General features: G+C 43.6%; 24 protein-coding genes. 4 read left to right on the forward strand and 20 right to left on the reverse strand.

Annotation, left to right across the window (positions count from 1 at the left end; translation table 11 throughout):
* The first annotated feature begins 194 nt into the window (after nucleotides 1-194).
* Nucleotides 195-959 (forward strand): hydrogen peroxide-dependent heme synthase, encoded by a 765-nt coding sequence (hemQ, locus tag GNE05_RS19200; protein WP_003151011.1) that lies wholly within the window; start codon nucleotides 195-197, stop codon nucleotides 957-959.
* Between the two features lie 143 nt (nucleotides 960-1,102).
* The gene (locus tag GNE05_RS19205) at nucleotides 1,103-1,300 is read left to right on the forward strand and encodes a helix-turn-helix transcriptional regulator (protein WP_017418693.1); all 198 of its coding nucleotides are present in this window, start codon (nucleotides 1,103-1,105) and stop codon (nucleotides 1,298-1,300) included.
* A 397-nt stretch (nucleotides 1,301-1,697) separates the two neighbouring features.
* Here the strand turns inward: GNE05_RS19205 and GNE05_RS19210 are convergent, their stop codons facing one another.
* The 4 genes from GNE05_RS19210 to GNE05_RS19225 all read right to left on the reverse strand — a co-directional run bounded on the left by GNE05_RS19210 (nucleotide 1,698) and on the right by GNE05_RS19225 (nucleotide 3,677).
* On the reverse strand, nucleotides 1,698-1,892 hold the full coding sequence (locus GNE05_RS19210; protein WP_017418691.1) for a response regulator transcription factor: 195 nt from the start codon (nucleotides 1,890-1,892) through the stop codon (nucleotides 1,698-1,700).
* 152 nt (nucleotides 1,893-2,044) lie between these two features.
* Complete coding sequence (locus GNE05_RS19215; RefSeq protein WP_160183097.1) at nucleotides 2,045-2,803, reverse strand: hypothetical protein; 759 nt, start codon at nucleotides 2,801-2,803, stop codon at nucleotides 2,045-2,047.
* Nucleotides 2,804-2,875: 72 nt separating this feature from the next.
* Entirely contained in the window at nucleotides 2,876-3,343 is a 468-nt protein-coding gene (locus GNE05_RS21575) for a MauE/DoxX family redox-associated membrane protein (RefSeq protein WP_366935525.1), read from the reverse strand.
* Nucleotides 3,267-3,677 carry a thioredoxin family protein gene (locus GNE05_RS19225; RefSeq protein ID WP_160183099.1) on the reverse strand — a complete coding sequence of 137 codons (411 nt, stop codon included), beginning with the start codon at nucleotides 3,675-3,677 and terminating at the stop codon, nucleotides 3,267-3,269. Before GNE05_RS19225 ends, GNE05_RS21575 begins: the two co-directional genes overlap by 77 nt.
* 281 nt (nucleotides 3,678-3,958) lie before the next feature.
* Here GNE05_RS19225 and GNE05_RS19230 point away from each other — a divergent pair, with 281 nt between their 5' ends.
* Nucleotides 3,959-4,738, forward strand: coding sequence for an NADPH-dependent reductase BacG (locus GNE05_RS19230; protein ID WP_007407669.1), 780 nt, complete (start codon nucleotides 3,959-3,961; stop codon nucleotides 4,736-4,738).
* Nucleotides 4,739-4,754: 16 nt separating this feature from the next.
* On the opposite strand, the gene GNE05_RS19235 is transcribed toward GNE05_RS19230, so the two are convergent.
* The 7 genes from GNE05_RS19235 to GNE05_RS19265 all read right to left on the reverse strand — a co-directional run bounded on the left by GNE05_RS19235 (nucleotide 4,755) and on the right by GNE05_RS19265 (nucleotide 12,053).
* Nucleotides 4,755-5,954 carry a transaminase BacF gene (locus tag GNE05_RS19235; RefSeq protein ID WP_021494772.1) on the reverse strand — a complete coding sequence of 400 codons (1,200 nt, stop codon included), beginning with the start codon at nucleotides 5,952-5,954 and terminating at the stop codon, nucleotides 4,755-4,757.
* A gap of 12 nt (nucleotides 5,955-5,966) precedes the next feature.
* Nucleotides 5,967-7,148 (reverse strand): bacilysin exporter BacE, encoded by a 1,182-nt coding sequence (locus tag GNE05_RS19240; protein WP_007407671.1) that lies wholly within the window; start codon nucleotides 7,146-7,148, stop codon nucleotides 5,967-5,969.
* Nucleotides 7,145-8,563 carry an alanine--anticapsin ligase gene (locus GNE05_RS19245; RefSeq protein ID WP_014419149.1) on the reverse strand — a complete coding sequence of 473 codons (1,419 nt, stop codon included), beginning with the start codon at nucleotides 8,561-8,563 and terminating at the stop codon, nucleotides 7,145-7,147. Before GNE05_RS19245 ends, GNE05_RS19240 begins: the two co-directional genes overlap by 4 nt.
* 17 nt (nucleotides 8,564-8,580) lie before the next feature.
* Nucleotides 8,581-9,342, reverse strand: a complete 762-nt coding sequence (gene bacC, locus GNE05_RS19250) for a dihydroanticapsin 7-dehydrogenase (protein WP_160183100.1) — start codon at nucleotides 9,340-9,342, stop codon at nucleotides 8,581-8,583.
* Nucleotides 9,339-10,049 (reverse strand): 3-((4R)-4-hydroxycyclohexa-1,5-dien-1-yl)-2-oxopropanoate isomerase, encoded by a 711-nt coding sequence (locus tag GNE05_RS19255; protein ID WP_003151000.1) that lies wholly within the window; start codon nucleotides 10,047-10,049, stop codon nucleotides 9,339-9,341. The genes bacC and GNE05_RS19255 overlap by 4 nt, the downstream gene beginning before the upstream one ends.
* Nucleotides 10,039-10,653, reverse strand: coding sequence for a bacilysin biosynthesis protein BacA (locus GNE05_RS19260; RefSeq protein ID WP_017418682.1), 615 nt, complete (start codon nucleotides 10,651-10,653; stop codon nucleotides 10,039-10,041). Before GNE05_RS19260 ends, GNE05_RS19255 begins: the two co-directional genes overlap by 11 nt.
* A 161-nt stretch (nucleotides 10,654-10,814) precedes the next feature.
* Entirely contained in the window at nucleotides 10,815-12,053 is a 1,239-nt protein-coding gene (locus GNE05_RS19265; protein ID WP_021494769.1) for an MFS transporter, read from the reverse strand.
* A 222-nt stretch (nucleotides 12,054-12,275) separates the two neighbouring features.
* Here GNE05_RS19265 and GNE05_RS19270 point away from each other — a divergent pair, with 222 nt between their 5' ends.
* Nucleotides 12,276-13,478, forward strand: coding sequence for a multidrug effflux MFS transporter (locus tag GNE05_RS19270; protein WP_014419153.1), 1,203 nt, complete (start codon nucleotides 12,276-12,278; stop codon nucleotides 13,476-13,478).
* Between the two features lie 32 nt (nucleotides 13,479-13,510).
* On the opposite strand, the gene GNE05_RS19275 is transcribed toward GNE05_RS19270, so the two are convergent.
* From GNE05_RS19275 to GNE05_RS19315, 9 genes are all read right to left on the reverse strand, one after another.
* Complete coding sequence (locus tag GNE05_RS19275) at nucleotides 13,511-14,929, reverse strand: amino acid permease (RefSeq protein ID WP_012118711.1); 1,419 nt, start codon at nucleotides 14,927-14,929, stop codon at nucleotides 13,511-13,513.
* 24 nt (nucleotides 14,930-14,953) lie between these two features.
* Nucleotides 14,954-16,636, reverse strand: coding sequence for a M20 family metallopeptidase (locus GNE05_RS19280; RefSeq protein WP_022553946.1), 1,683 nt, complete (start codon nucleotides 16,634-16,636; stop codon nucleotides 14,954-14,956).
* 71 nt (nucleotides 16,637-16,707) lie between these two features.
* Nucleotides 16,708-18,255: an L-glutamate gamma-semialdehyde dehydrogenase gene (gene pruA / locus GNE05_RS19285; protein ID WP_022553947.1), complete on the reverse strand. Its 1,548-nt coding sequence runs from the start codon at nucleotides 18,253-18,255 to the stop codon at nucleotides 16,708-16,710.
* Nucleotides 18,256-18,462: 207 nt separating this feature from the next.
* Entirely contained in the window at nucleotides 18,463-19,749 is a 1,287-nt protein-coding gene (locus GNE05_RS19290) for a Glu/Leu/Phe/Val family dehydrogenase (RefSeq protein ID WP_014419156.1), read from the reverse strand.
* Between the two features lie 231 nt (nucleotides 19,750-19,980).
* Nucleotides 19,981-20,916, reverse strand: a complete 936-nt coding sequence (locus tag GNE05_RS19295) for a sensor histidine kinase (RefSeq protein ID WP_160183101.1) — start codon at nucleotides 20,914-20,916, stop codon at nucleotides 19,981-19,983.
* A gap of 1 nt (nucleotide 20,917) precedes the next feature.
* On the reverse strand, nucleotides 20,918-21,616 hold the full coding sequence (locus tag GNE05_RS19300) for a response regulator transcription factor (protein WP_160183102.1): 699 nt from the start codon (nucleotides 21,614-21,616) through the stop codon (nucleotides 20,918-20,920).
* Between the two features lie 190 nt (nucleotides 21,617-21,806).
* Nucleotides 21,807-22,673 (reverse strand): DUF4097 family beta strand repeat-containing protein, encoded by an 867-nt coding sequence (locus GNE05_RS19305; protein ID WP_160183103.1) that lies wholly within the window; start codon nucleotides 22,671-22,673, stop codon nucleotides 21,807-21,809.
* Nucleotides 22,674-22,693: 20 nt separating this feature from the next.
* Nucleotides 22,694-23,398 (reverse strand): ABC transporter permease, encoded by a 705-nt coding sequence (locus GNE05_RS19310; protein ID WP_053285333.1) that lies wholly within the window; start codon nucleotides 23,396-23,398, stop codon nucleotides 22,694-22,696.
* A 64-nt stretch (nucleotides 23,399-23,462) separates the two neighbouring features.
* The gene (locus tag GNE05_RS19315) at nucleotides 23,463-24,389 is read right to left on the reverse strand and encodes an ABC transporter ATP-binding protein (RefSeq protein ID WP_025649399.1); all 927 of its coding nucleotides are present in this window, start codon (nucleotides 24,387-24,389) and stop codon (nucleotides 23,463-23,465) included.
* Between the last annotated feature and the right edge of the window lie 263 nt (nucleotides 24,390-24,652).

The raw sequence follows: 24,652 nt of genomic DNA on the forward strand, positions 1-24,652 counted from the left end.
AAATTCAAATAACCAACTTCTATTATAGCGCTTTCAAAAAGAAATCTTATTTTTCTAACTAATTTAATTGACCGTTTGTTCACGGCATAGTTTCTGACACAAGGCTTCGGATTATTCAAGGTTTCTCCACAGCCGAAACGGTTAAACTGTGATATAGTGAAGGCATCAATGAAAAGATATAGGAGTGAAGATACATGAGTGAGCAGCAAAAAACGAACGAAGCCGCCCAAACGCTTGACGGCTGGTACGCGCTTCACGATTTCCGCACAATGGACTGGACGTCATGGAAGATGTTATCCAGCGATGAGCGCCTGTCGATTATTCACGAATTTACGGGACTGCTTGAAAAATGGGGCGTCGCCCAAAAAGAAGGCAAAGGCTCGCAAACCATCTACAGCATCGTCGGACAGAAAGCTGATTTCATGCTGATGATTCTTCGCCCGACAATGGAAGAGCTGAACGAAATCGAGCTTGAATTTAACAAATCAAAGCTTGCTGAATTTACAATCCCGGCTTATTCTTACGTGTCCGTGGTTGAGCTGAGCAACTACCTCGCAAGCGGAGAAGGCGATCCGTATGAAAATCCGCATGTCCGCGCCCGCCTGTATCCTGAGCTGCCTGAAGCGAAATACGTCTGCTTCTATCCGATGGATAAAAGAAGAAGCGGCAATGACAACTGGTACATGCTTTCTATGGATGAACGCAGAAATCTGATGAGAAGCCACGGCTTGATCGGACGGAGCTATGCCGGCAAAGTCAAACAGATTATCACGGGATCTGTCGGTTTTGACGATTACGAATGGGGCGTCACGCTCTTCAGCGATGATGTGCTTCAGTTCAAAAAACTTGTTTACGAAATGCGCTTTGATGAAGTCAGCGCGCGCTACGGCGAATTCGGTTCATTTTTTGTCGGAAACCGCTTGTCTCTCGACACGCTTCCGAAGTTTTTGCACGTGTAATAAGTTGTTAAAGCCTGATTTTAAAAATCAGGCTTTTTTCAAAAAACTATTGACAAAATATTGAACCTGATGTAAAGTTTACTTTACGTAAAGCGCGCTTTACTTACTGAGCAATTGTTGTATCGAAATGAGGTGAAATATGAGTGAAAAATCGGTTAAAAGAAATTAGACAGAGGCATTCTTATTCACAGGAAACGTTAGCCTTGAAATTAAAAGTGTCCAGACAAACCATCATTTCAATTGAGAATGGGAAATATAATCCCTCCCTGCCCTTAGCTTTGAAAATAGCAAAGATTTTCAAGGAAAGTGTAGAGAATATATTTTTGTTAGAGGAGGAATAGAAATGAAGAAGAACTTTTTTTTAATATCTTTTGTTTTTTTCATTATCGTCTCGGGAGCTTTTATAGCACTATCAATATTTACGCAAACAAAATTACCTTCAATAACTTTTCCCATCTTAACTCTTTCAATAATAAGCTTTGTTCTATGGGCTACCTTCCCATCATTACCACTAAAAAGAGATGAACGAGGAAAGTTTATAATACAGAAGAGCTTAGCCTATACTTTTATGCTGACCTTAATTTATCTTTTCATTTTCTTGACAATATTTTATTTTAATTTAATCAACCTAGACAAAGAACAGATTTTACTCTTATTTTCCTCGTTAGTTATCAGTACAGCATTTATATCGATCCTCATTCTAAATAAGAAATACTAACAATTAATACTGAAAGTTAGTTAAATTAATTCTTTTTTGAAAGCTTTTACTATTATTCCAACTCGAGAACGTACATTTAACTTTTTACGTATTTTTGCTATATGATATTCAATAGCTCTTTGAGAATAACCTAATTGTTCAGCTATTTCTATATTGGATTTTTCTTTAGCTATTAGATCAATGATTTCACTCTCTGTTTTCGTTATATTGTTCACCTTTGAAAACCCCTTTAAAACAAAATCTTTGGAGCCACGCTACCATACATTAGGCTCCTTATATTTATAATTTAAAAACGATTGACTGAGCCCAATATTTACTTGATCTTTATAAAAAATTAGCAGGGGATTGCCCTGCTAATTTTACAAATTTAAAATTTACTTTTACATCGTCCATAACAAACTCCTATTACAGAACCAGTTGCAACATCAGCTGCCAACAGACAAGCATAGCAACCAGCACCAGCAGTGCTAGCACAAGCAACACCACATAGTGTGGCTAATGCAGCGATTGCCCACGAAGCAACTCCTTGTCCCGATAAACAAGAATTAAAGCAGTTCCACCATTGCTTAAACCCCTGAGAAGACATGCTTTTTGTTAAATCAACTTTTTCACCATTGTCTTTAATAACAAAACCTGATTCAACTTCTCCAGATTTATTAATTTCAGCATTATAAATGAGTTTTTTATTTTTAATCACCTTTGAAGCAACTTTGCCTGATTTCTCCCTTACACCAAATAAAGAGTAGTCTTCTATAACTTTACCATTTTCATCTAGTATAACGATAAAATTGCTATCTTTTTCGACGTTTTCTCCTTTTAAAGGATAATATGCATAATAAAGCGTTTTAGTTCCATAATTCTCAACTTTCATCACATGTCTTTTGCTGTTATCAAACTTTATGTTTTTGCTGTACTTCTTCATCAACGCCAGTTTTTCATCTTTTTTTCCCCAATCTTTAATCCAGTCATCAATTTTTAATGTTTCAGATTTGGATGCTCTACTTAATTTTTCATCTCCTGGTTCATAATCCGCTGATGCAAAATTAGGCAATATACACGAAATTGCCAATAAAATTGATAAAGTCAACAGTAGGTAGTGCTTTGCATCCCAAATTTTTTTAATCATACGATCTCTCCCTTTCCTTTTTTTGTAATCATAATATAAAAAAATTGCGGTTAACCGAAAATATTTATATATTCAATATTTCCTTAAGATTAAGTACAAAGAACTTGGGATCAAAAACAAAACCTCTCTGAAAATCGTTGAATAACCAATAGTTTCTGCGTTTCCATTACCAAAACAACCACAACCATACGGAAAATATCTACCGAAATTAGCCATTAACAGAATAAGAAATATTGTGATTAACAGTTTATAAAATATTACAAAAAAATATCGAAATCGTTTCACCCAGATCAAAAACGCAATCATTATTTCAATAATGGGGACTGCAAACCCTACTATTAGATACATTGACTCGGGTATGTATTGATAATATTGTAGTGAAAATATAAAACTATATACGTCAAATAATTTCATAAAACCAGAATACAGCATTATTATTGATATGATTGCTACGGATACATGCTCAACTTTCCGAATTAAAAAAGTTTTTATATTTATTCTTAGTCTGTTCCCCTTCAATTCTATTAGTTTCCCTTCCATTTTTATAAACGACTAATGTCGGTGTTTGATTTATCTTATAACTTTCCCAAGATTTTTGATCACCTTCGATGTTTAATATAAGGAATTTTCCGTTTATTCTCTTTCCCATCGGAATAAGATATGGTGAAACCCTTTTACAATGAAGACAATTTATTTGATAATAGTATACAAATACGTGATTTTGATCTTTTATTGCATTTCTCACTTCATTTGTAGTAGCCTGCCCAGCATATAAATTATCTTTTTTTTGATAGATATTTGATGCAACTGCTATCAATGAACAAAATATTATGAGGATTGATATTACAATAATTATGCGCTCCTTTTTTTTCATTAAAACTAACCTCCTTTTTAATTTTTTATTCTCTTTCCCAGTTTGTTTTTTGAATATTTTATATGCTAACGTAAGGATTCTTTTTATAAAAGGTCATTTTTTACCATTTTATATATTATTTCAAAATTGATTCTATACTGATTAATGAAATTTTTATTTCAACTAAGGTTAAGTTCACTTATTATTTTTTTATTTGTCAGAATTTAAATAAAATTTGCTATTTTTATCATTTTTTTTTACGATGTAAAGGAGATTCCATTTTGGTAAAGGGGTGCAGACAGTTGTCAAAACGAACCGCGTTTATTATGGGAGCCAGTCAGGGGATCGGCAAAGCGATCGCTCTGAAACTGGCGGACAATGGCTTTCATACCGTCATTAATTCACGAGTTCCCGAAAATATCGAATCGGTAAAAGAAGAGATCCTCGCCAAACATCCGGATGCGGGCGTCACCGTTCTGGCCGGGGATATGTCGGACCAGAAGACAAGAGCCGGCATTTTTGAAGAGATCAGATCACAATGCGGACGGCTTGATGTATTGATCAACAACATTCCGGGCGGCTCGCCGGATACCTTTGAAAACTGCGATATAGAGGATATGACAAATACCTTTACGAATAAAACGATCGCCTATATCGACTCTATGAAAACGGCCGCAGCAATCATGAAACAGCACGAATTCGGCAGAATCATTAATATCGTCGGAAACCTATGGAAAGAACCCGGCGCCAATATGTTTACCAACAGCATGATGAACGCCGCTTTAATTAATGCCAGCAAAAACATCGCCATTCAGCTTGCGCCTTTTCACATTACTGTCAACTGTCTGAATCCCGGGTTTATCGCCACAGACCGTTATCACCAATTCGTGAAGAATGTCATGAAGCAAAACGGCATTTCTAAAGCGGAAGCGGAAGAACGGATTGCCTCAGGCGTCCCGATGAAGCGTGTCGGAACTGCGGAAGAAACCGCGGCGCTGGCTGCCTTTCTTGCCTCTGAAGAAGCCTCCTATATTACCGGACAGCAAGTATCAGCCGACGGCGGCAGCATGAAAAGCATATAATAAAAACATCCCGCTCTCAGCGGGATGTTTCTTGTAATGAAGGAAAGGACAAACCGAGCTTTTGAATCCGCAGCACGAATTCCCTTAAATCGCCCTGCTTTGCCACCATTGATATTCTGACATAACGCTTTCCGCCGCTGCCGAAAATCTCGCCGGGCGTCACGACAACATGGGCATGCTCCAGCAGATAGTCCGAAAACTGGTGTGAAGACTCGAATTCATTCGGAATTTCAGCCCATACATAAAAAGTCCCTTTCGGTTTTTCAATGCTCCAGCCTAATTCCTTTTCACATAACGCCGTGAAAAAGTCAATCCGTTCTTTATATGTGCGCTTCAGACGCTCCGTATGCTCAGGATTTCCTGACAGCGCCGCCGCTGCCGCCTGCTGAAGACCGCCGAACATGCCGACGAAGACGTGATCCTGAAACTCATTGACCGCCTGAATGATTTTCTCATTCCCCACGGCAAATGCCATTCTCCAGCCTGCCATATTGAAGGTTTTCGAAAATGAATAAAGCTCCGCGCCGACCGTTTTCGCTTCTTTCGCCTGAAGAAAGCTGGCCGGATTCTGATCAAATTCGAACGCGCCGTATGCAAAATCGTGAATAAGGTGGATGTCATGTTTTTTTGCAAACGCTGCCGCTTTTTCATAAAACGCCTGATCCGCAGTCGCGCCCGTCGGGTTATTCGGGTAATTCAAAAACATCAGCTTGGCTTTTTTCAGGACGGCGGGATCAATCCGCTCAAAATCCGGCAAATAGCCGTTTTCCGGATGAAGCGGCATCTCATGCAGCTCCGCTCTGGCCATTGTAATGCCCGATAAATACTCAGGGTAGCCGGGGTTCGGGACTAAGGCGATATCGCCGGGATTCAGCAGGCATTGTGTCAAAACGTACAAACCAGCTTTCCCTCCGCCGAACAGCGCGACTTCTGTCTCCGGATTGACCGATACCCCGTACTCTCTCTCATAAAATTCCGCGATGGCTTCTTTCAGAAACGGATAGCCTCTGAACGGGCCGTATCCGTGATACGAAGGATTCAGCGCAGCCTCCCGCAATGTTTCAACGATATGCGGCGGTGTGGGGAGATCGGGATTCCCCTGCCCGAGGTTAATGATCTGGGCTCCCGTTTTCTCCATCTCTTTTACCTTTTGAAAAACGAGCGAAAATTCCTGTTTCGGAAGTGTCTTGATGACGTCGGACGGTATGATTTCCATCTGAAAGGCTCCTTATAAATGAATTTGCTCTGATTCGTTATTCCGTTCTGAAAAGGATTTATTGACCAGTTTTGTATGCAGAAACAGCCCGCTGACCAAAAGGACGATAAACGCCATGATGACTGCCGCGTCTACAATGTTGATCAGCATGGAACCGACGGCGATGCACAATCCGATGGAGGCCTCCGCCACCGAAAAAATCCGGCCCTGAATCTGGTTCGCCGCGTTCTCCTGAACTTTGACCTTCGCCAGCACCTCACCGTATTCCATTGCGATAAAGAAAAGAATGGCGGCAATGACTGACACGGCGAAAATCGGGGTAAACAAAAACAGCGCAAGCGAGACGATCGATAACACTGTAAAATACATCAGCCCTTTATTGTTGTTAAAGCCCCATTTGCTGACAAGAGCGGCGCCGATAAAGCCGCCGAAGCCGATGCAGAACGTCAGGATGAAATTGCCGATTTCCCCGTCGCCTAAAAAGCGGCTGACAATCGGGAAATAGCTGTAGACGACACCCCACAAAAGCGCCATCGTAATCATCGTGAACATGGCGTTTAACACAAAAGCATTTGTTTTGATTTCCTTCAGGCCTTCTTTAAACGACTGAAAAGCTTCCCTTACGTTTTCTGACTGAATCGGCACGTATTGAAGCTTAATGCGGCTGATGAAAAACGCGGAGACAAGATAGGTCACCCCGTTAAACGCGACGGCAAGCTCCACAGAACCGCCTAACAGAAAAAGTCCGCCGGCTGCAGCGCCGACAATAATCGAAATCGTCGTGGCTTTTGCAAACAAAGTGTTGATATTTTTAATATCAGCTTCTAAAGACGACATGACCGCGAGACGTGCCGGGTTAAAAAACACGCCGCTTCCGTAAGAAACAAACAGCAGCGCCAGAAAAAGCAGCGGATATTCGCCTTTCGGGAGAAATGTCAGCCCCAAAAAGATGACGCCTCTGATCACATCCGTCCACAGCATGATTTTCACCCTGTCGAGCCGGTCCACGAGCACGCCTAAAAACGGCTGAAACACCATCGGAATACTGCGGACCGCGATGACGCCGGACGTCACCCAGTAGTCGTGATAGTATGTAGACAAAATGAGCAGGGCCGGGAGAACGCAATAGTCTCCCATAAACGAAAGCGCCTGCCCGAAAAGCAAATACTTAGAGTTCGGTTTCAGCTGTTTCATACCGGTAACGCATACTTTGCAGTCAGCTTCGCCTGCTGCTGAATTTGTTTGATTGATTCGGCCACGTCACCCGAATTGCTTCCTTTCAGCTCGAACGCCGCAATGCTGTTGAACGCTTCGAACAGCCGCAGATCCACGGACGTACCCGCCTCGGCCGCCGAGAAAGAAACGATTTCGGTGTCTCCCTTTAAGACGCCGTCGGGAATGTCAATGCTTTCAATGACGAAATCGACAGCCGTCTCAGGCAGCTGGCCGTTCTCTTTGAAATGCTGAGGATACAAGTGGCAGTCGGCGACATAGCATGGCTCCTGCTCCAATAATCCTTTCGGCAGATCGGCTTCTTTTCCGAAACAGAGAACATCCAATAACAGCTGCGCCATATCGACGCCGAAGACCTTTTTAATATTCGGAATCATGTTCCAGCCCGCAAATCGTGCCGCTGATTCAATCAGTCCGGCTTCCCGGTTTTTCATTAATTTAATCTCTGTATGTGTTGCGCAGTTTTCGAGGCCTAGTCCTTCATTCGCCTTTTTGGCTGCTTCGACGATTTTCCGCTTCGCGTCATCATCCAGGATGGACGGCGTAATATGCGATGTCTCCGTGAATCCGATTTGCGGTGTTTTATCATGAATCGCGACAGGGAAGTATTCCCCGTCGGCCATGATGCCTTCTATGCTGATATAGTCGGAATAACCGCTTGTTTCGTACCAGTCGTCATACTCGCCCTGCAAAAATTCTTCCGCGATAAACGGCGCTTCAAACGTGACCGCTTTCGGTACGTTGATCGACTTCAGGTATTCATTGACTCTGTTAAATTCGGCTTCGGCCGTTTCCATCTCTTTGATAAGCGTCACGCCGATGGAGCTCGCCAGATATGTAGGCTTCAGAATGAGCGGCGTTCCGATTTCCTGAAGCGCGGCGCGGAAATCTTCCAGCGTCGTCACCCGTTTGTTTTTGATGGATTTGACGCCGGCCCGGTTGAAGGCGGCTCTCATTTTGTTTTTATCTCTGGCATTTTCAGCGGCCTGTACGCCCGCTCCCCGCAGGCCGAGACGTTCACACGCTTTTGCCATCGGAGCGATAAACAGTTCATTGTTGGTCGTAATGGCGTCAACCGCGAACATGCCGGCCACCTTGACGATTTCTTCGACTACTTCTTCCTCAGGTTTGTCATGATCTTCATGAGCCCAGTAAATCGAATCGGGATGCTCAAAATCAGCCAGACTCTTAAAATAGTCTTTATCTTTAATGACCGCGACCGAGTATTTTTCAATCAAAGCTGCATGAGAGGCTGTAATTGCAAAAGGCCTCGGAATAAAACTGACCAGGTTATATTTTTCAGCAGCGCTTTTATAAAACATATGCGGCGGGCATCCCCCAAGGTCAGCGATAACCAATACTGTTTTTCTCTCCATATGTAAACACTCCTTCTCTATTGTGCGGTGTATCCACCGTCTGCGGTGATCGCGCTTCCGGTCATATAGCTTGATAAATCCGACGCGAGAAACAGCATGACGTTCGCTATTTCTTCAGGCTTGCCGAGTCTCAGCAGCGGATTGACTTTCGCTTTTTCTTTTTTGATTTCTTCAAGCGTGCCTTCGTTGTTTTCAAGGAACGACTTTTCATTCAAAGGTGTGTCAATGATTCCCGGGCACACGCAATTGACGCGGATGTTGTGTTTGGCGTAATCGACGGCCATCGAACGCGTCAGCTGCAATACGCCGCCTTTAGAGGCGTTATATGCGGGAATGTCGGGCCATGCAACGACTCCTCCGACGGAGCACGTGTTAATGATATTGCCCTTGCCGCTTTTGAGCATATACTTGAGCGCGTGCTTGCTCATAAGAAACATGCCCGTCAGATTGACGTTGAGCACCTTGTTCCAATTGCTCAGCTCCATCTCATGAATCGGCGCGACAATTTCGATGCCGGCGTTATTGATTAACACATCCAATCCGCCGAACTTGTCTACCGCTGACCGGATGGCGTTTTGACATGCCGGTTCATCTGTAATATCCGTATGCACAAAATGCAGCCTGTCATTGTTTTCTTTCCGGATCATCGCTTCTCCCTGCGCCTCATCAATATCCGCGACGACCACATTCGCCTGCTGATTCAGAAACGCCTGAACCGCGGCATAACCGATGCCTGATGCGCCCCCTGTGATGAGGACGGTTTTATCCGTCAGGTTCATGACTCTTTCGCCTCTAATTTTTTCGCTTTTGCTCTGTTATAGCGCGGAGGGAAAAAGATATTGACTGATTTTGAATCTTTTTCAAATCTGTTGATGGCGCCGTGATCTTCTCTCGGATCGCAGAAATAAGCTGTGCCGAATGTCATATCCACTTTGCAGCCTTCAATGGTCATATCATAGCCGCCGCCGATGCAGATGCCGATCTGTTCATTGCGGTGTTTATGAAACGGCATTTCTCCTCCATTGCCCGGAATGTTGGCAAGCATGATTTCCACCCAGTCTTCCACGAAGAACGTGACTTCCATCCCAGGCAATAAGTCTCTCGTTTTAAAAATATTCAAAAAATAGTCCTCGGGGCTTGTGTAGGTTTCACCGGCTTTCAGGCGTTTAATATCAATGGCGATCACTTCTTGATCCGTCTCATTTCTTGCGCCGTGAGGCACGTTAGGAGGCGCGATATAGGCTGATTCCAGCGCGGTCATCTTTCTTGTGACATCTCCGACAGTCATGGACAGCTCGCCGGAAACGACAAGGCCGATTTGGACTTCCTTATGCTGATGCGGTTCCACGTTTGTATGCGGCGGAACGTAAGAAAGCAGAACTTCCGTATCGCCTCTGACGGACGAATATTGTCTTACTCCGTTATCCCATTCTATTAATTTAGGCGTCGGGAAATAAAGTTCCTGCAAATCTTGTTCAGTTTTCATCATGAATCTCTCCTTTTCCGAATAATGACCAGCTCATGGGAATGCTTTTAAATGTTTTGACAAAGTGAAGGCCGTACTTTTGTCTTGCCAGCTCATTTGTCAGCGCGATGTCGGACAAACCGTCCTTCACTCTTTTCGCGGCTGCGCTCGTTGAGTTCACCAGATCAAACGTGACATCTTTACGGGTAAAATACTTAATCAAATTGATAGGAGACGGGTGGGATACGATGACAGCCTTATCAAGCATGTCATCCGTATATTCAAAACCGGGCCGGACAGCCAGGCCGTACATCGGGGTGTCGCACCTGAAAATTTGCAGAAGCTGCAGATCCGGTCTCATGTAGAAGTGCTTAATGCCGTCATACGCGTGAGGCACAATTGTGTATTCCAGCGGACTTTGAAGCGTTTTTTCAATGCACGATTCAAATGTATCATGCAGTGATAATTTACTGTTCACCCCTTGGAGAAGGGTAAAATTGGTGATGAAGTTTTTTGCTGCGTACTCACTGCTTGTCCCTTCAGGACCGAGCGTGTTGATCGTAATCAGTTTAGATATTGAATAAGCCTTGCTTTTCGTTTGAATGCTATTATCCAATATAATCATGAGCACCAACCAATCTGTTAAATTTTAAGTAAATATTATCCATAGACGTTCAAGCTGTCAATATTATTTGAAAATATTGATAATTATTCCTATATATTAGAAAACACCCTATGAAATAGGGTGCTAAAAATTAACATTTACAAAATTATAGAAACTTTATTTTACCGATACAATGATTGGTCGGTCCGATGCTCATATTTTCCATACCTTCTGTATGCGAAAACGCTGAGGACAAAGCCGATGAGGGTGACGGCCGCACAGATAAATCCGACAGCTGCATATCCGTATCCGACGTAGACCGGACCCATGACAGCCGAACCCAAGGTCACGGCCAAATTGGACGCCAGACTGTAAAATGCCATGATTTTACCCCGGCGGCTCTGTGAGCAATCACTTAAAATGGTGCTGAGCAAGGTCACCGTCAGGCTTTGCATCAATCCCCAGACGAATAACCCGATGACCAAAAACGGCATTGATGACGGCGCATAGGCGAGACAGGAAAGCCATATGCTGATCACGGCCAATGCCGCGATCAAAGAGCGCATTTTCCCCGCCTTATCTGCGATTTTTCCGGTGAACACGCTCATGGAAAAACCGATTCCGTACACCATGATCAGCAGCCCTGAAGCTGTATTCCCCCCCGGCAGCACGCGGTGAAGATATGTGCCGAGAAAGGAATACATGCCGTAAAAACCGATCATGTTGCAAAAAGTGATCGTGAGGTATACAGGGACACGGGGCACCTTCAGCGCATCCCGGAAAGTGCCTGCCTGCCGTCCGTTTTCCTCTTCTGTTTTATCCCCATCCGCCGTACTGCGGCGCGCCTCAATGAAAATGAGCGAAGCAACGAGGACAGACATCAGGGCGAAAATCCAAAACGTCCACCGCCAATTCAAAACACCGCCGATAAAAGAGCCGATCGGAACGCCGAAAATCAAAGCGAGCGACCAGCTTGACACGATCAGACCCATCACCTTGCCGCGGTACGCATAAGGCACACGGTCGCCGACCACCGCATATGCTGTCGGCACAAACGCACCCGCCGCAAGCCCGGAAAGCGCCCTGCCCAGAAAGAAGAAAAAGAGATTGTGCGCCAGCGCGCAGATCACCGTGCCGGCCGTAAATATAAGCAGCCCCGCCAGCAGGCTGAGTTCCCGGGAATATTTATCTCCCAGCGGAACGAGAAGCGGAGCGCCGATAAAAATCATCACTCCGTAAATACTGATGGAAAGCGCCAGCACACTGACATCCGAGCTGAAAGCCCGCGCCAAATCCGGAAGCAGCGGAGAAATCACCAGCTCTTCAGAACCGGCGGCAAATACGCCTAATGTCAAAGCAAGCGCGAGACAGATCGGAAATCGGCGTTTCGTTTCGATGTGATCGGTTTGTTTGCTGTTCATGCTCTGTGAACACCTCTTCCGTAAAACTTTTCTACTTTTTGTTGTTTTATAGTTTAGCATCCTTATGTTTCATTTTACATTTCATATGAAAACTAATTCTGATTTTTTATTTACATTCAGATTTTAAATAAAATATTTAGTTTATATTCAACAAATAATATAAAATACGCCGTCCGGTTATGCTATAGTGATAGAATCATTTGTTAAGGTGGGGGTCATGGAATGAATAACGCTGATTCAAAGGCCGCCCGCGCAGGCCTCGGCATGGTACTGATTCTCGGGACGCTCGCTTCATTCGGGCCGCTTTCGCTCGATATGTATCTGCCCGCTTTGCCTGAAGTGGCGGCCGATCTTCATACGACAGCGTCACTTGCGCAGCTGAGCCTGACGTTCTGTCTTTTGGGGCTGGCGGTCGGGCAGATCGTTGTCGGGCCGCTCAGTGATATGATCGGGCGCCGGAAGCCGCTGATTCTGTCATTGCTGCTTTATACGCTGTCTTCTTTATTATGCGCCTTCAGCCCTTCTGTTTCGTTTTTAATTGTCATGAGGTTTATTCAAGGATTCACCGGGGCGGCCGGAATCGTCATCGCACGGGCTTCCGCACGCGATATGTATTCCGGAAAAGAATTGACAGCTTTTTTCTCATTACTGATGCTCGTCAATGGGGCGGCGCCGATTTTAGCGCCGATTACAGGGGGATTTATCCTTCAGTTCGCCGGCTGGAAAATCGTATTTATCGTGCTGGCGGTGATCGGCTGTATCATTTCTGCCGCCGTGCTTACGGCGTTGCCTGAATCACTCCCGCCGGAAAAGCGGACAAGCGGCGGACTCCGGGAGACGCTGATGACGTTTCGCGGCCTGCTTGGCGACCGGATGTTTATGGGATTTGCGCTCAGCCAGGCATTTGTGATGACCGGCATGTTCGCATACATTGCCGGGTCGCCGTTTGTACTGCAAAACATCTACGGCGTATCAGCGCAAATGTTCAGCCTGCTGTTCGCCGTAAACGGTGCGGGAATCATATGCGCCACCCAAATCACCGGACGGATGGCTAAAACACATGATGAACGGAAGCTGTTTGTCTCCGGGCTGTTGATCGCCGTCATCGGAAGCATCGCTTTGCTTTTATCACTTGCGTTTGGTTTAGGCCTGACGGCGGTCTGCATTTCTTTATTCATCATTGTTTCTTCTGTCGGGATCGTCACGACGACGGGATTTTCTTTGGCTATGCAGAAACAGGAGAAAGGCGCGGGAAGCGCTGCGGCTCTTCTCGGACTCCTGCCCTTTATCGGGGGTGCGGCTGCCGCTCCCCTTGTCGGTATTGCCGGAGAAGAAAATGCCTGGCCGATGGCCGTCAGCATTTTCGGTTTTGAGTTCTGTGCCGTTCTATCCTATGTGCTGTCGGCCAAACGGAAAACAAAGTAAAGCCCGCCGCTTTAAGCGAAGGGCTTTTTTTCTTATCCGGCAGCGCCTTTTTCCGAAGAAGCCGGCTCACGCTTCAGGCGTTTTTTGATACCGAAGTGATAATACGCGTAACAGATGATCATCAGCGGGACGCCGCAGTACAGACCGATACGCTGGTCGGGAATAAAGATGAGACTGATTAAGATAAGACCGTAAACCGAAAATCCGAGAATCGGCACGATCGGATAAAGAGGCGTTTTAAATGCCAGGTCTTTCAGATTTCCTCCTTCAGCGAGAAAGCGTCTCCGGAAAACGAATTGAGAAGCGCAGATTGACATCCACGCGACGACGGTAATCATACCGGAGATGGAAATGAGCCACACATACACCGTTTCAGCCGCGAATACACTTGTCAGCAGGGATAAACCGGAGATAGCGATGGTGATGGAAAGAGCTTTCAGAGGCACGCCTTTTTTCGTCAGTTTCGTTAAGGAAGCGGGGCCCATCTTAGTTTTTGACAGGGACCACATCATTCTGGACGAAGCGTACAGCCCGGAATTCGCCACCGACAGCATGGCGGTCAGAATGACAAAGTTCATGATATCAGCCGCATAGGGAACGCCGATTTTATCCAACACAGCCACAAACGGACTTTCGATGACGCCTGCCGTTTGGTACGGCAAAATGGACACGAGAACAAACATCGCCAGCACGAAGAAAAACAGCGTCCGCCATATGACGTTTCGGATCGAGCGGGGAAGCGTTTTTTCCGGATTTTCGCTTTCTCCCGAGGCGATTCCGACCAGTTCGGTGCCCTGGAATGAAAAATTCACCATGACAAGGGTAAACAGCACGGCTTGGGCGCCGTTCGGGAAAAGCCCTTTGTCCGTCGTAAAGTTTGACAGATACGGAGCCGTCTGCCCGCCGTTAAAACCGACAAAGCCGAATACCGCAGCGCAGCCGAGAATAATAAACAATACAATGGCCATGACCTTAATGCTGGAAAACCAAAATTCCATTTCCGCAAAACTCCGCGCAGACAGCGCGTTAATGGAAAAAATGACGACGCCGAATACAAGGCACCACACCCAAATCGGAACGGCCGGAAACCACCGCTGCATTAAAATCCCCGCCGACGTCAGTTCAAGCCCCACTGTATTGGCCCAGCTGAATGCGTACATCCATCCGATCGTAAAACCCGTCGACGGCCCGAGAAACTTTGCGGCATACGCCTGAAATGATCCTGCGACCGGCATGGCGACCGCGAGCTCCCCCAAACAAAGCATCACCAGATACATTAAAAATCCGCCGATCACATAAGCCAATATCGCGCCGATCGGTCCCGCTTCACTGATCGTAAAACCGGAGCCCAGAAAAAGCCCCGTCCCGATCACGCCGCCGAGGGCGATCATAAACAAATGCCGGCCCTTCATCGTGCGCTGCAATTCAGTTTGATTGGTATCTCCCTGCATATACATCCCCCTTATTCCGTTATGTCAGCCATTTGTGCGTATGTCTAATCGGTAGCTGTGCAAAAGGTGCATTGTCGTCTGCTGAATGAGCTCCGGCAGCACATGGAATGTGTACGGCTTGTACACGCGTTCCGTCCATTTATGGCCGTCCTTTCCGTATACCCCTATATTGACCGACGGAATATTCAATTCCCTGATTTCTTTAAAAGGAATCGTCCCGATGACATCCCAGCCCGGAAAATTATCGGTAAAGGCGGAGACCTCTGCGTCTGTTTCATGCAGCGATAAAAAGCTTCCGTCCGCTAAATAAGGGAAAAACTTTTTAAAGGCGAAGGTTTCTCCGGTTGACGCCGCTGTTTTATCGACGGCTTCTTGAATGACATGCTGCAAAAGCCGGTCCCGTGTGCTCTCTTCCTTCAGATAATTGTGCGGAAGGTAAGGCGGCGCATAGAAAATAATGACCTTGGCTCCCTGCTCAGGATCGAGTTTTTGCAGTTCCTCGACGGCTTTAAAGCATCTCATCCGCAGTTCAAGATGTTCATATGTTTTAAATGCCTGCTCGATACACTGCGCCGGGTCTATCCCGCGGCTTCTCAGCCTTTTCAGATAATCTTCCAGACTGTACACTTGAACGTTCCATGACATCTCTTTTTTCGGCAGGCTCGTTCTCTCACAGTATTCGTCGTAATAATCAGATAATTTTCGTTCTGTCTCTTTGCAGGCTTCGTCAGCCACCGCAGTCAGCTGATCCATGACTTCTTTGGCGGTTTTCTCGTAAATAAAATAATTAAAATAGACATAGCTGCTGACGGCGGTCTGCACGTTATACGCTTCCTTGTTGTCACGCTGGTAGAGGCAGGTCGGCGGAAGCACAAGCTCCCCTTCAATGTTTTCCGCCATATGAATATTGTTGTGAATTCTTCTGGTGATTTCTGACGCGATCAAATTCGGGTCGATGCCGGACAGCGTATCTCCGACATGCACCTCCCGCCCGTAAATCGCAAAGCAAGGCAAAAGCTTCCCTGCCGCGCCCGTGTAGATGTACCTTGTCGTGTCACCTTCATACAGCGGGGTGATAAAATCGTTATTAATCGCTGCTAAATAACGAAGCTGCTTTTCTTGTTTCAGCCGTTTTAATTCAGAAATGCTCGTTAAAATGCCGGAATGCTGGCTTTCTTCATCCGGGTTTGCCATGAACAGAATATGGCCCGGCAGCTGATCGCGCCGCTCAGAAAAGTGAAGCAGATTGGCGAGATGAACGGCAATACCGCTTTGCATATCAACCGAACCCCTTCCGAACATCCACTCGCCTGAGCGGGCGTCCCGCTGCACATCACGATCAAATTCATAGTTTGAGAAATACTCCGCGAGACGGTCGGAATCAAAAGCGATATCTTTTAAAGGGCCGAAATCCTCGATGCCGACCGTATCAAGATGAGCGTGATAAATGACCGTATTCAGGCTGTCGCCGTTTCCCTCAATAAATGCGAAAATATTTTTGCGGCCGTAAGGGTCCTCAGGAATCGCCTGCTCCCACACATGTGACGGGTTCTCCTGAAAGTAGGGAAAGCTCTTGATCATATCTTTGATATAGTCGGCTTTTTTTCCTTCTCCCAATGTGCCGTTGATGCTGTTTAACGCTACCAGTGATTTTGTAATGGCTTCTATTTTCTCCTCCGGAAGCATTTTGCTGAGCTGCTGATACATGTTCCATCCTCCTTACCCTAATATAGAGAAAATAGCGCGACTCTCTTTTTCATCGCGCTATTTCCGAAAGATTAATAGGCTTCAGACGTTGTTTTTGCCTGCATATGAAGAATCAGATAGTCAGGTCCTCCGGCTTTTGAATCGGTTCCTGACATATTGAAGCCGCCGAACGGCTGGTATCCGACAATCGCTCCCGTACATCCGCGGTTGAAGTATAGATTCCCGACGTGAAAATCTTCGCGGGCGCGTTCAATGTGCGCGCGGGTTTTCGATAACAGAGCGCCCGTCAGTCCGTAATCGGTATTATTGGCAATCTCAAGCATATGGTCGAAATCACGGGCTTTTGAGATCGCGACGACCGGCCCGAAAATTTCCTCCTGCATCAGGCGGGCGTTTTCATCAACATCCGCAAAAATGGTCGGCTGAATAAAGTATCCTTTTGAATCATCACCTTCGCCTCCCGTCAGGAGTTTTCCTTCTGTTTTGCCGATTTCGATATACCTCATGACTTTATTATAAGATGCTTCGTGGATGACTGGCCCCATGTATGTATCAAAATCTTCCGGACTTCCGACGGTGAGTGATTTTGTTAAAGCGACGGCTTTTTCAACAACTTCATCATAGACGTCCTGATGAATGACCGCACGCGAACCGGCTGAACATTTTTGGCCTGAGAATCCGAAGGCGGAATACACGATTGAGGAAGCGGCAAGATCAAGATCAGCATCTCTGTCTACAAGCACCGTATCTTTCCCTCCCATTTCGGCAATGACCCGTTTCAGCCACTTTTGGCCCGGCTGTACTTTTGCGGCGCGTTCATAGATGCGGCATCCGACCGCGCGGGAGCCTGTAAACGACACAAATCTCGTCTTCGGATGCTCAACCAGATAGTCGCCGATTTCTCCTCCGTCGCCCGGTATGAATTGGAGCACGCCGTCCGGCAGGCCCGCTTCTTTCATCACTTCAACAAATTTCGCCGCCACGACAGGCGCCGCATCCGCCGGTTTCAGCAGTATCGTGTTGCCTGTTACGATGGCTGCCGCCGCCGTTCCCGCCATGATCGCAAGCGGGAAGTTGAATGGAGAAATGACGATTCCCACCCCAAGCGGCTCATAGTGATACTGATTAAATTCTCCGTCACGGCTCTTTACAGGGGAACCGTCTTTCAGTTTCAGCATCTGACGGGCATAATACTCTAAAAAGTCGATCGCTTCCGCCGTATCAGCATCCGCTTCCTTCCACGGTTTTCCGGCTTCTTTCACTAGATACGCGGAGAATTCGTGCTTTCTTCTGCGGATGATCGCCGCCGCTTTAAACAGCACATTCGCGCGGTGTTCCGGCCGTACTTTTTTCCATGTTTGAAATGCCTGCAGCGCAGCCAGCATGGCCTTTTCCGCAAGTTCTTTTCCGGCTGCCGATACAGAACCGATCACTTCTTTTTTATCTGCCGGATTGACGGAAATGATCTTTTTATCCGTTTCAATCGCTTCACCGTTGATGATAAGCGGATAATGCTTGCCGAGCTGTGAATTCACATAAGCCAGCGCTTCCTGAAACGATTGTTTATTTGTCTCTTCCTGAAAATTTGTAAATGGTTCGTGTGCGTATGAAACTGTCATTAGAATTCCTCCCCGTATTTTGTAATGTGTGCTCACGCTTTATGAAGATGCAAGAAGCATACCAGCATAGCAATTTGTGATAAAAATAAGAAAATCTTTGCCGAAAGCGGACGAAGCTTGTCCGAATCTGTCAGCTGCAATCTGAAAACGCAAAGAAATTTTGCGATCTGCTATATAACTGACGCAAAATCTCTTTGCGGATAACACTTATACCCAGCCGCGGAACCGGGCCGCTTCAGCCGACTTTCTGATGCCCGTCATATAGGCGGCCAAACGCATATCGACTTTGTGGGTATGCGCTGTCTGATAAATGGATTCAAACGAATTCACCATGACGCTGCGCAGTTTTCCGGCGACTTCCTCCTCAGACCAGTAAAAGCCTTGATTATTTTGCACCCATTCAAAATAAGACACCGTCACGCCGCCGGCGCTTGCCAAAATATCCGGCACGAGAAGCACGCCTCTTTCATTCAGGATTTTCGTGGCGTCTATCGTTGTCGGCCCGTTCGCCGCCTCCACAATGATTGAGGCTTTAATGTGATGGGCGTTTTCAGCCGTAATCTGATTGGAGATTGCGGCAGGCACGAGAATATCACAGTCCTTTTCCAGCAGCTCCCGGTTCGTTATGACATCCGAGAAGAGATTCGTCACCGTGCCGAAGCTGTCCCGCTTATCCAGCAGGTAATCAATGTCAAGGCCGTCAGGGTCATACAAAGCGCCGTGGGCGTCTGAGATGCCGATCACCTTGGCGCCGGCGTCATGCATAAATTTAGCGAGAAAGCTCCCCGCATTTCCGAACCCCTGAATGATGATCCGCGCATTTTCCAATGGAATCCCTTTTTTCTTAACGGCTTCCTCAATACAAATCGTGACGCCTTGCGCGGTCGCCGTCTCCCGCCCCTGTGAACCGCCGAGAACGATCGGTTTGCCCGTAATGAATCCCGGTGAATCAAATTCTCTCAGGCGGCTGTATTCGTCCATCATCCATGCCATAATCTGCGAGTTGGTATATACGTCGGGAGCCGGAATATCCTTTGTCGGACCGACGATCTGGCTGATCGCGCGCACATATCCGCGGCTCAGCCGTTCCAGCTCTCCGAATGACATCGTCCGCGGATCACAGATGATGCCGCCTTTTCCGCCCCCGTAAGGAAGATTTGTGATGCCGCATTTTAAAGTCATCCAGACCGAAAGCGCCTTAACCTCTTCTTCACTGACTTCCGGATGAAACCGCACGCCTCCTTTTGTCGGGCCGACTGCGTCATTATGCTGTGAGCGGTAGCCCGTGAAAACCTGTACTGAGCCATTGTCCATTTTGACGGGAATGCGTACGGTCAAAAGCCGCATCGGCTCTTTCATCAGTTCATACATATTGTCAGGATAGCCCAGTTTGCGCAGGGCCTCTTTTATGATCGATTGTGTGGACAAGAACAAATTAAGAACTTCTTTTTCTTCATCTTTCTGATTGCTTTTAGAAAGCGGGTTGGCTGACATGTTTTATCACCTCATCGTATTTTACGTGTAAGCTTCAATTACCGGCAGAACAAAATGTAAGCGCTTTTACACCAAAACCCATCAATCCCTTTCACATTGTCGTTACGCCCCTTTTTATATGCAAGATTCATGCCAGGTTTTTGTGTGTAAAAAAAGAGGCTGTTGTCAGCCTCTCAGATTAAAGAGAAAGGGGATTTGAAGACGTATACAGAAGAAACCTTACTGCATTTATTAAAATTTAATACGTCTTAAACGTACAGAAAACGTTGTTTCTTTGAAGGGGACACTATTTAGAGATATACTTCCTTCCATTTGCTCTACTAATCTCTTAGTAATCGTCAGCCCCAATCCGCTTCCCTGATAATTGGTATTTCTCGAGTCCTCCAATGTGTACATTCGTTCAAAGACACGGTCTTTATGCATTTCATTTATTCCTTTTCCTTTATCTGATATTTCTACAAAAACATCATTATCAGTTATTCTGATCTTTAAACCCACCATCTTACCATCGGAACCATATTGAATTGCATTCGTAATTAAATTATTCAGAACCCTCTCAATTGCATCTTCATCTCCGCTAACAAAGACAGAATCATCGGGTATATCAATCACTACTTCAAATTCTTTGCTGATTAAAATTTCGTAGTAATCCAAAATTATTTTTCGGCTGACTTCACATATGTCAATTCGTGAAGAATTTAATTTTTTATCTCCTGACTCTAATTTTACAAGTTCAAAAAAACGGTTTATTAACGCTAATACCTGGACCGTTTTTAAATTAACTGTTTTTAGTAAACTCATAACCTTTTCCGAAGTCAGACTTTTATCGTTATTTATCATTTCAATATAACCTAGTATAACTGTTAAAGGCGTCTTTAAATCGTGTGAAATATTTGATAACATTTTTCGCATGGACAGTTCAATACTATTGTAGTTCCCTTTGATCTTTTGATTATGGTCTAAAAGACGGTTTATTTGAATTAACAAGGATTTTATATATTTATCTTCCGTGTTAAGCAATAATCTTTCGCCTGTCTCTTCATTAACAACTTTTCGAAGTTTATTTCTTATATATTTAATCTCAGTCCTTAGATTTAATCGGCTTCGGAAAAGAAATATATTTACTGCTGCAGAGCATATGAATAAAATAACCAACATATAAAACAATTTAAAAATCTCCCAACTTATAACCGATTCCCCACAAAGTTTTTATGTACATTGGATGAGATGGATCGTCCTCAATTTTCTCTCTAAGCCGTCTAATATGAACATTAATTACATTCTCATCTCCATGATACTCATCTTCCCATACGGATTTATAAAGTTGAGACTTAGTATATACTTGTGAAGGATTAGAAATAAAGAGTTTTAAAATATTAAATTCTTTTGCCGTGAGATTAATCTTTTCATTGAATTTTTTAACAGAAAAGCCATGCAGGTCAACACTTAAATCACCTATTTTAATGATTTTTTCTTCCTCTGAAGACAGGGAGCTCTTATAGTGTCTTTCTCTTCTAATGGTTGCTTTAATTCTGGCTATTACCTCCAGCATAGAAAAAGGTTTAGAAATATAATCATCAGCCCCGAGGCCGAGACCAAGTGCCTTATCTACATCTTCATCTTTTGCAGACATGATAAGAACGGGAACCATGCTTTTGGAACGAATCATTCTTAAACATTCCATCCCATCTATCTTCGGAAGCATTAAATCCAACAATATAACCTCAAACTTTTGGGTGTTCAATATGTCTAAAGCTTCTTCACCATCAAAAGCTGCTGTTACTTCAAACCCTTCTTTCGTTAAGCTTTCGCTTACCATATCGCTTATGAATTGGTCGTCTTCTACAATTAATATTTTGTAACCCAAGCTTTCCGCTCCTTAAATATAAAACTGATATTCTTAATTCACTGTTTATTTCAATCATTATACAGATAATTAATCTCATTATAATTATTTTTTATACAAAAGGAGATAAATATTCCAAAACATTTTAAATACAAACAAATAAGACAACCATTCTTCAATACGGGAATTGTTGTCTTGTGTTTTTCTCTTTTTATCTCACCTTTATCGAACCATCTTCACTAGATAGACTCACTTTATTACTTCCTGCGCCAATTTCACCTTTTTTCAGTTTTACGCCATCATGGCTCTTATTAAGCCCATCTAGATCAAACGTTACATCAGAATTACTCTGAGCAAAAACAGCAAGTGAAGTTGGCGCTTTTTTATAAGATACACCTATATCTCCTGATTTCGTATTTACTGATAAAGATTTTCCTTCTGTTATGTCCTTGATTGAAACCGCTCCATCTTTAGAAGTAACCTTTATATTGGAACTATGTATTTCCTTCATCTCGTTATCGCCGCTTGCAGATGTTATATTTAATTTCTCAAAAGAACTATTTTCAACGCTTAACGCCCCATCCTTGGATGAAAACTTTCCAGTATGAGCCGAAACATTATTGATTTTTTCATCACCGGAATGATTATCAGCGACAATATGTTCAGCTGAAATTTCACTTAATTGTATATTCCCATCTTTATTGGTTATTTCAATATTGTTCATACCTGAATCGGGAACATTAATATAGATTGTGCCGTCCTGCTTCCCAAAAGTAAATCCATCCAAAAAGCCGCCATTCTTTTGTTCTTTTTGACTAACGACCAAATCTCTCCCATTTTCTTGAAATGTAACTGGAGCCTTATCTTTCTGTTTCCCCTCAGCAGATATTGTTACCTTATTTAAATTACTCTTTTTAAACTTCACATCCCATGAGTCAGTATATACTTTTAAAGTATCAATTTTTTCAACATTGTAGGACACGTTCTTTTTAAAGTTTTTTGTATCTGTCTTATAAAGGCTTAAAACAATTCCGCCGATTACGATTAACACTGCACATGATGCTATAATCTTCTTCATTGTATAATTTCTCCTTTTATCTACAATAAATCTTTCTGATCCACCTTACGGTAAGAAAGATAACCCACTAAAAAACCAAATAAACAAAGTATAATTGGAATGATAATAAATTGACTTAAACTGACTGTTTCTCCTCCGTCGGAAACTGTTGCATTGATAAAGACCCCGATTATGACAGCCCAAGTGATTGTAGCAGAAGTTGATTTTTTTCTCATGCCGAAAAATAAAGGAATCAGACTCACTCCTCCCATCATAAAAGCGGTGAGAAGAGTCGATGGCATAGCGGAAATAACTTCACTCATTTCAACAGGCTTCTCGAATAAATATAAGTGCGGACTCACGAAGAGAATTAACAAGTTAATAACAAACGTAGCAATAACAATACTTACAAAGCAGAATAGGAAGACAATAGATAGTTTAGCTTGCATTAATTTTTTTCTTTGTAAAGGATAAGTAAACAGCAATTGTATTGTTTTATTTTTATATTCATCAATAACTAAACGGGATAAAATCACAGCAGAAAAACAAATAAACACAATTCTGATTAAAATATTAGTTAGAGATATAAAATCTGCATAATCACGAAACATAAGTTCATTTTCATTTTTAGATTCCCATCCCATAAGAGCCACTAAGGCAAAGATGATGAATATCCAAAGTGCCACCCATTTAAAATACTGTGATAAGTGATGTTTTTTGTACTCTAATTTCATAAGTTTTAACATGCTAATAGCCTCCAGCAGAAGAATTTAAGACAATGCAAATAGGTGCATAACACAGACAGGCAATCTATCTAGTGTGTATTCCCTCCCCATTCATAGAATTTAAGAAGTATTCTTCTAAAGAACTGTGTTTTTTATTTATACTTTCTATACCAATGTCATTCAGAATAAGTGCTTTAGAGATTTCTTGTTGTGTAACTGCTGTTTCATAGATACGAATTAATTGCTGGTCAATCATTTTAAAATTTCTTATCCCCAGATTTTGCTCTAAAATATATAACGCTTTTTTTATATTTTGGACTTTTACCTCCACATACTCTGTTTGTTTTCCGTTTATACTCTTCATAGAAACTTCTTTTATTAACTTGCCATTCTGTATGATACCAACAGTATCTGACATTTGTTCCATTTCGGCTAAAATGTGACTGGAGACTAATAATGTAATTCCATATTCTCTGCAAAGTAACTTAAAGAGATCCCTCAACTCTTTTATACCTATTGGATCCAGACCGTTAATCGGCTCGTCTAAAATGAGAAGTTCTGGTCTTGTAGAAATAGCTCTGGCTATTCCTAACCTTTGTTTCATTCCTAAAGAAAACTCTTTCACTTTTTTATTATCAATATTATGTAACTTTACAAGCTCGATAGCGTGGTCAATGGATTTTTTATCGTAATAGCCCATATATTCACAATGGAAATCTAAATTTTCTTTAGCAGTGAGGTTGTCATAGAAAATGGGATATTCAATAATGGTGCCCATTCGTTTTAAAACTTCAAATGACGTATCTGTTAATTTCTCACCGAAAATTTCTATTTCCCCACTTGTTGGCTTGATTAAATTGGTAATCATTTTCATAATGGTTGTTTTACCTGCACCATTGGGACCCAAGAATCCATAAATCTCCCCTTTTTTCACGTGCATATTAACCCCGGAAACAACTTCTTTTCCTTTAAATGTTTTTGTAAGCTGACTCGTTTTTAAGATGTATGTCATTCGCTTTCCCCTTTCCATATATACTCCTACTATATAAAGGAAAGTTCTCTTTTCCCTTAAGCAAATATTACTTTTTTCTTAAGATTTTTCTAATTAAATCCTAATCCTATCCCCATTCTATAAATCATTTATTGTTTTTTAGGATGTATGTTCTTCATAGGAGAAGAAAATAAGAATCTTTTAATTTTTGGTTCCATTAAGGATTAACCGACATCTTCCAAGACATTTTTGATGAAATTGTCCTTCAGGCCAGCAATCATGAT

The organism is Bacillus sp. AM1(2019), from assembly GCF_009906915.1.
Classification (GTDB): Bacteria; Bacillota; Bacilli; order Bacillales; family Bacillaceae; genus Bacillus; species Bacillus velezensis.

Coding starts and splice junctions, on each gene's coding strand:
- GNE05_RS19215 (WP_160183097.1), bottom strand. CDS start 2,803: ATGATTAAAAAAATTTGGGATGCAAAGCACTACCTACTGTTGACTTTA.
- GNE05_RS19305 (WP_160183103.1), bottom strand. CDS start 22,673: ATGAAGAAGATTATAGCATCATGTGCAGTGTTAATCGTAATCGGCGGA.
- bacC (WP_160183100.1), bottom strand. CDS start 9,342: ATGAACCTGACGGATAAAACCGTCCTCATCACAGGGGGCGCATCAGGC.
- pruA (WP_022553947.1), bottom strand. CDS start 18,255: ATGACAGTTTCATACGCACACGAACCATTTACAAATTTTCAGGAAGAG.
- GNE05_RS19225 (WP_160183099.1), bottom strand. CDS start 3,677: ATGAAAAAAAAGGAGCGCATAATTATTGTAATATCAATCCTCATAATA.
- GNE05_RS19270 (WP_014419153.1), top strand. CDS start 12,276: ATGAATAACGCTGATTCAAAGGCCGCCCGCGCAGGCCTCGGCATGGTA.
- GNE05_RS19235 (WP_021494772.1), bottom strand. CDS start 5,954: ATGGAAATCATACCGTCCGACGTCATCAAGACACTTCCGAAACAGGAA.
- GNE05_RS19275 (WP_012118711.1), bottom strand. CDS start 14,929: ATGCAGGGAGATACCAATCAAACTGAATTGCAGCGCACGATGAAGGGC.
- GNE05_RS19315 (WP_025649399.1), bottom strand. CDS start 24,389: ATGACATACATCTTAAAAACGAGTCAGCTTACAAAAACATTTAAAGGA.
- GNE05_RS19260 (WP_017418682.1), bottom strand. CDS start 10,653: ATGATTATATTGGATAATAGCATTCAAACGAAAAGCAAGGCTTATTCA.
- hemQ (WP_003151011.1), top strand. CDS start 195: ATGAGTGAGCAGCAAAAAACGAACGAAGCCGCCCAAACGCTTGACGGC.
- GNE05_RS19255 (WP_003151000.1), bottom strand. CDS start 10,049: ATGAAAACTGAACAAGATTTGCAGGAACTTTATTTCCCGACGCCTAAA.
- GNE05_RS19245 (WP_014419149.1), bottom strand. CDS start 8,563: ATGGAGAGAAAAACAGTATTGGTTATCGCTGACCTTGGGGGATGCCCG.
- GNE05_RS19265 (WP_021494769.1), bottom strand. CDS start 12,053: ATGAACAGCAAACAAACCGATCACATCGAAACGAAACGCCGATTTCCG.
- GNE05_RS21575 (WP_366935525.1), bottom strand. CDS start 3,343: ATGGAAGGGAAACTAATAGAATTGAAGGGGAACAGACTAAGAATAAAT.
- GNE05_RS19240 (WP_007407671.1), bottom strand. CDS start 7,148: ATGAAACAGCTGAAACCGAACTCTAAGTATTTGCTTTTCGGGCAGGCG.
- GNE05_RS19290 (WP_014419156.1), bottom strand. CDS start 19,749: ATGTCAGCCAACCCGCTTTCTAAAAGCAATCAGAAAGATGAAGAAAAA.
- GNE05_RS19310 (WP_053285333.1), bottom strand. CDS start 23,398: ATGTTAAAACTTATGAAATTAGAGTACAAAAAACATCACTTATCACAG.
- GNE05_RS19280 (WP_022553946.1), bottom strand. CDS start 16,636: ATGTATCAGCAGCTCAGCAAAATGCTTCCGGAGGAGAAAATAGAAGCC.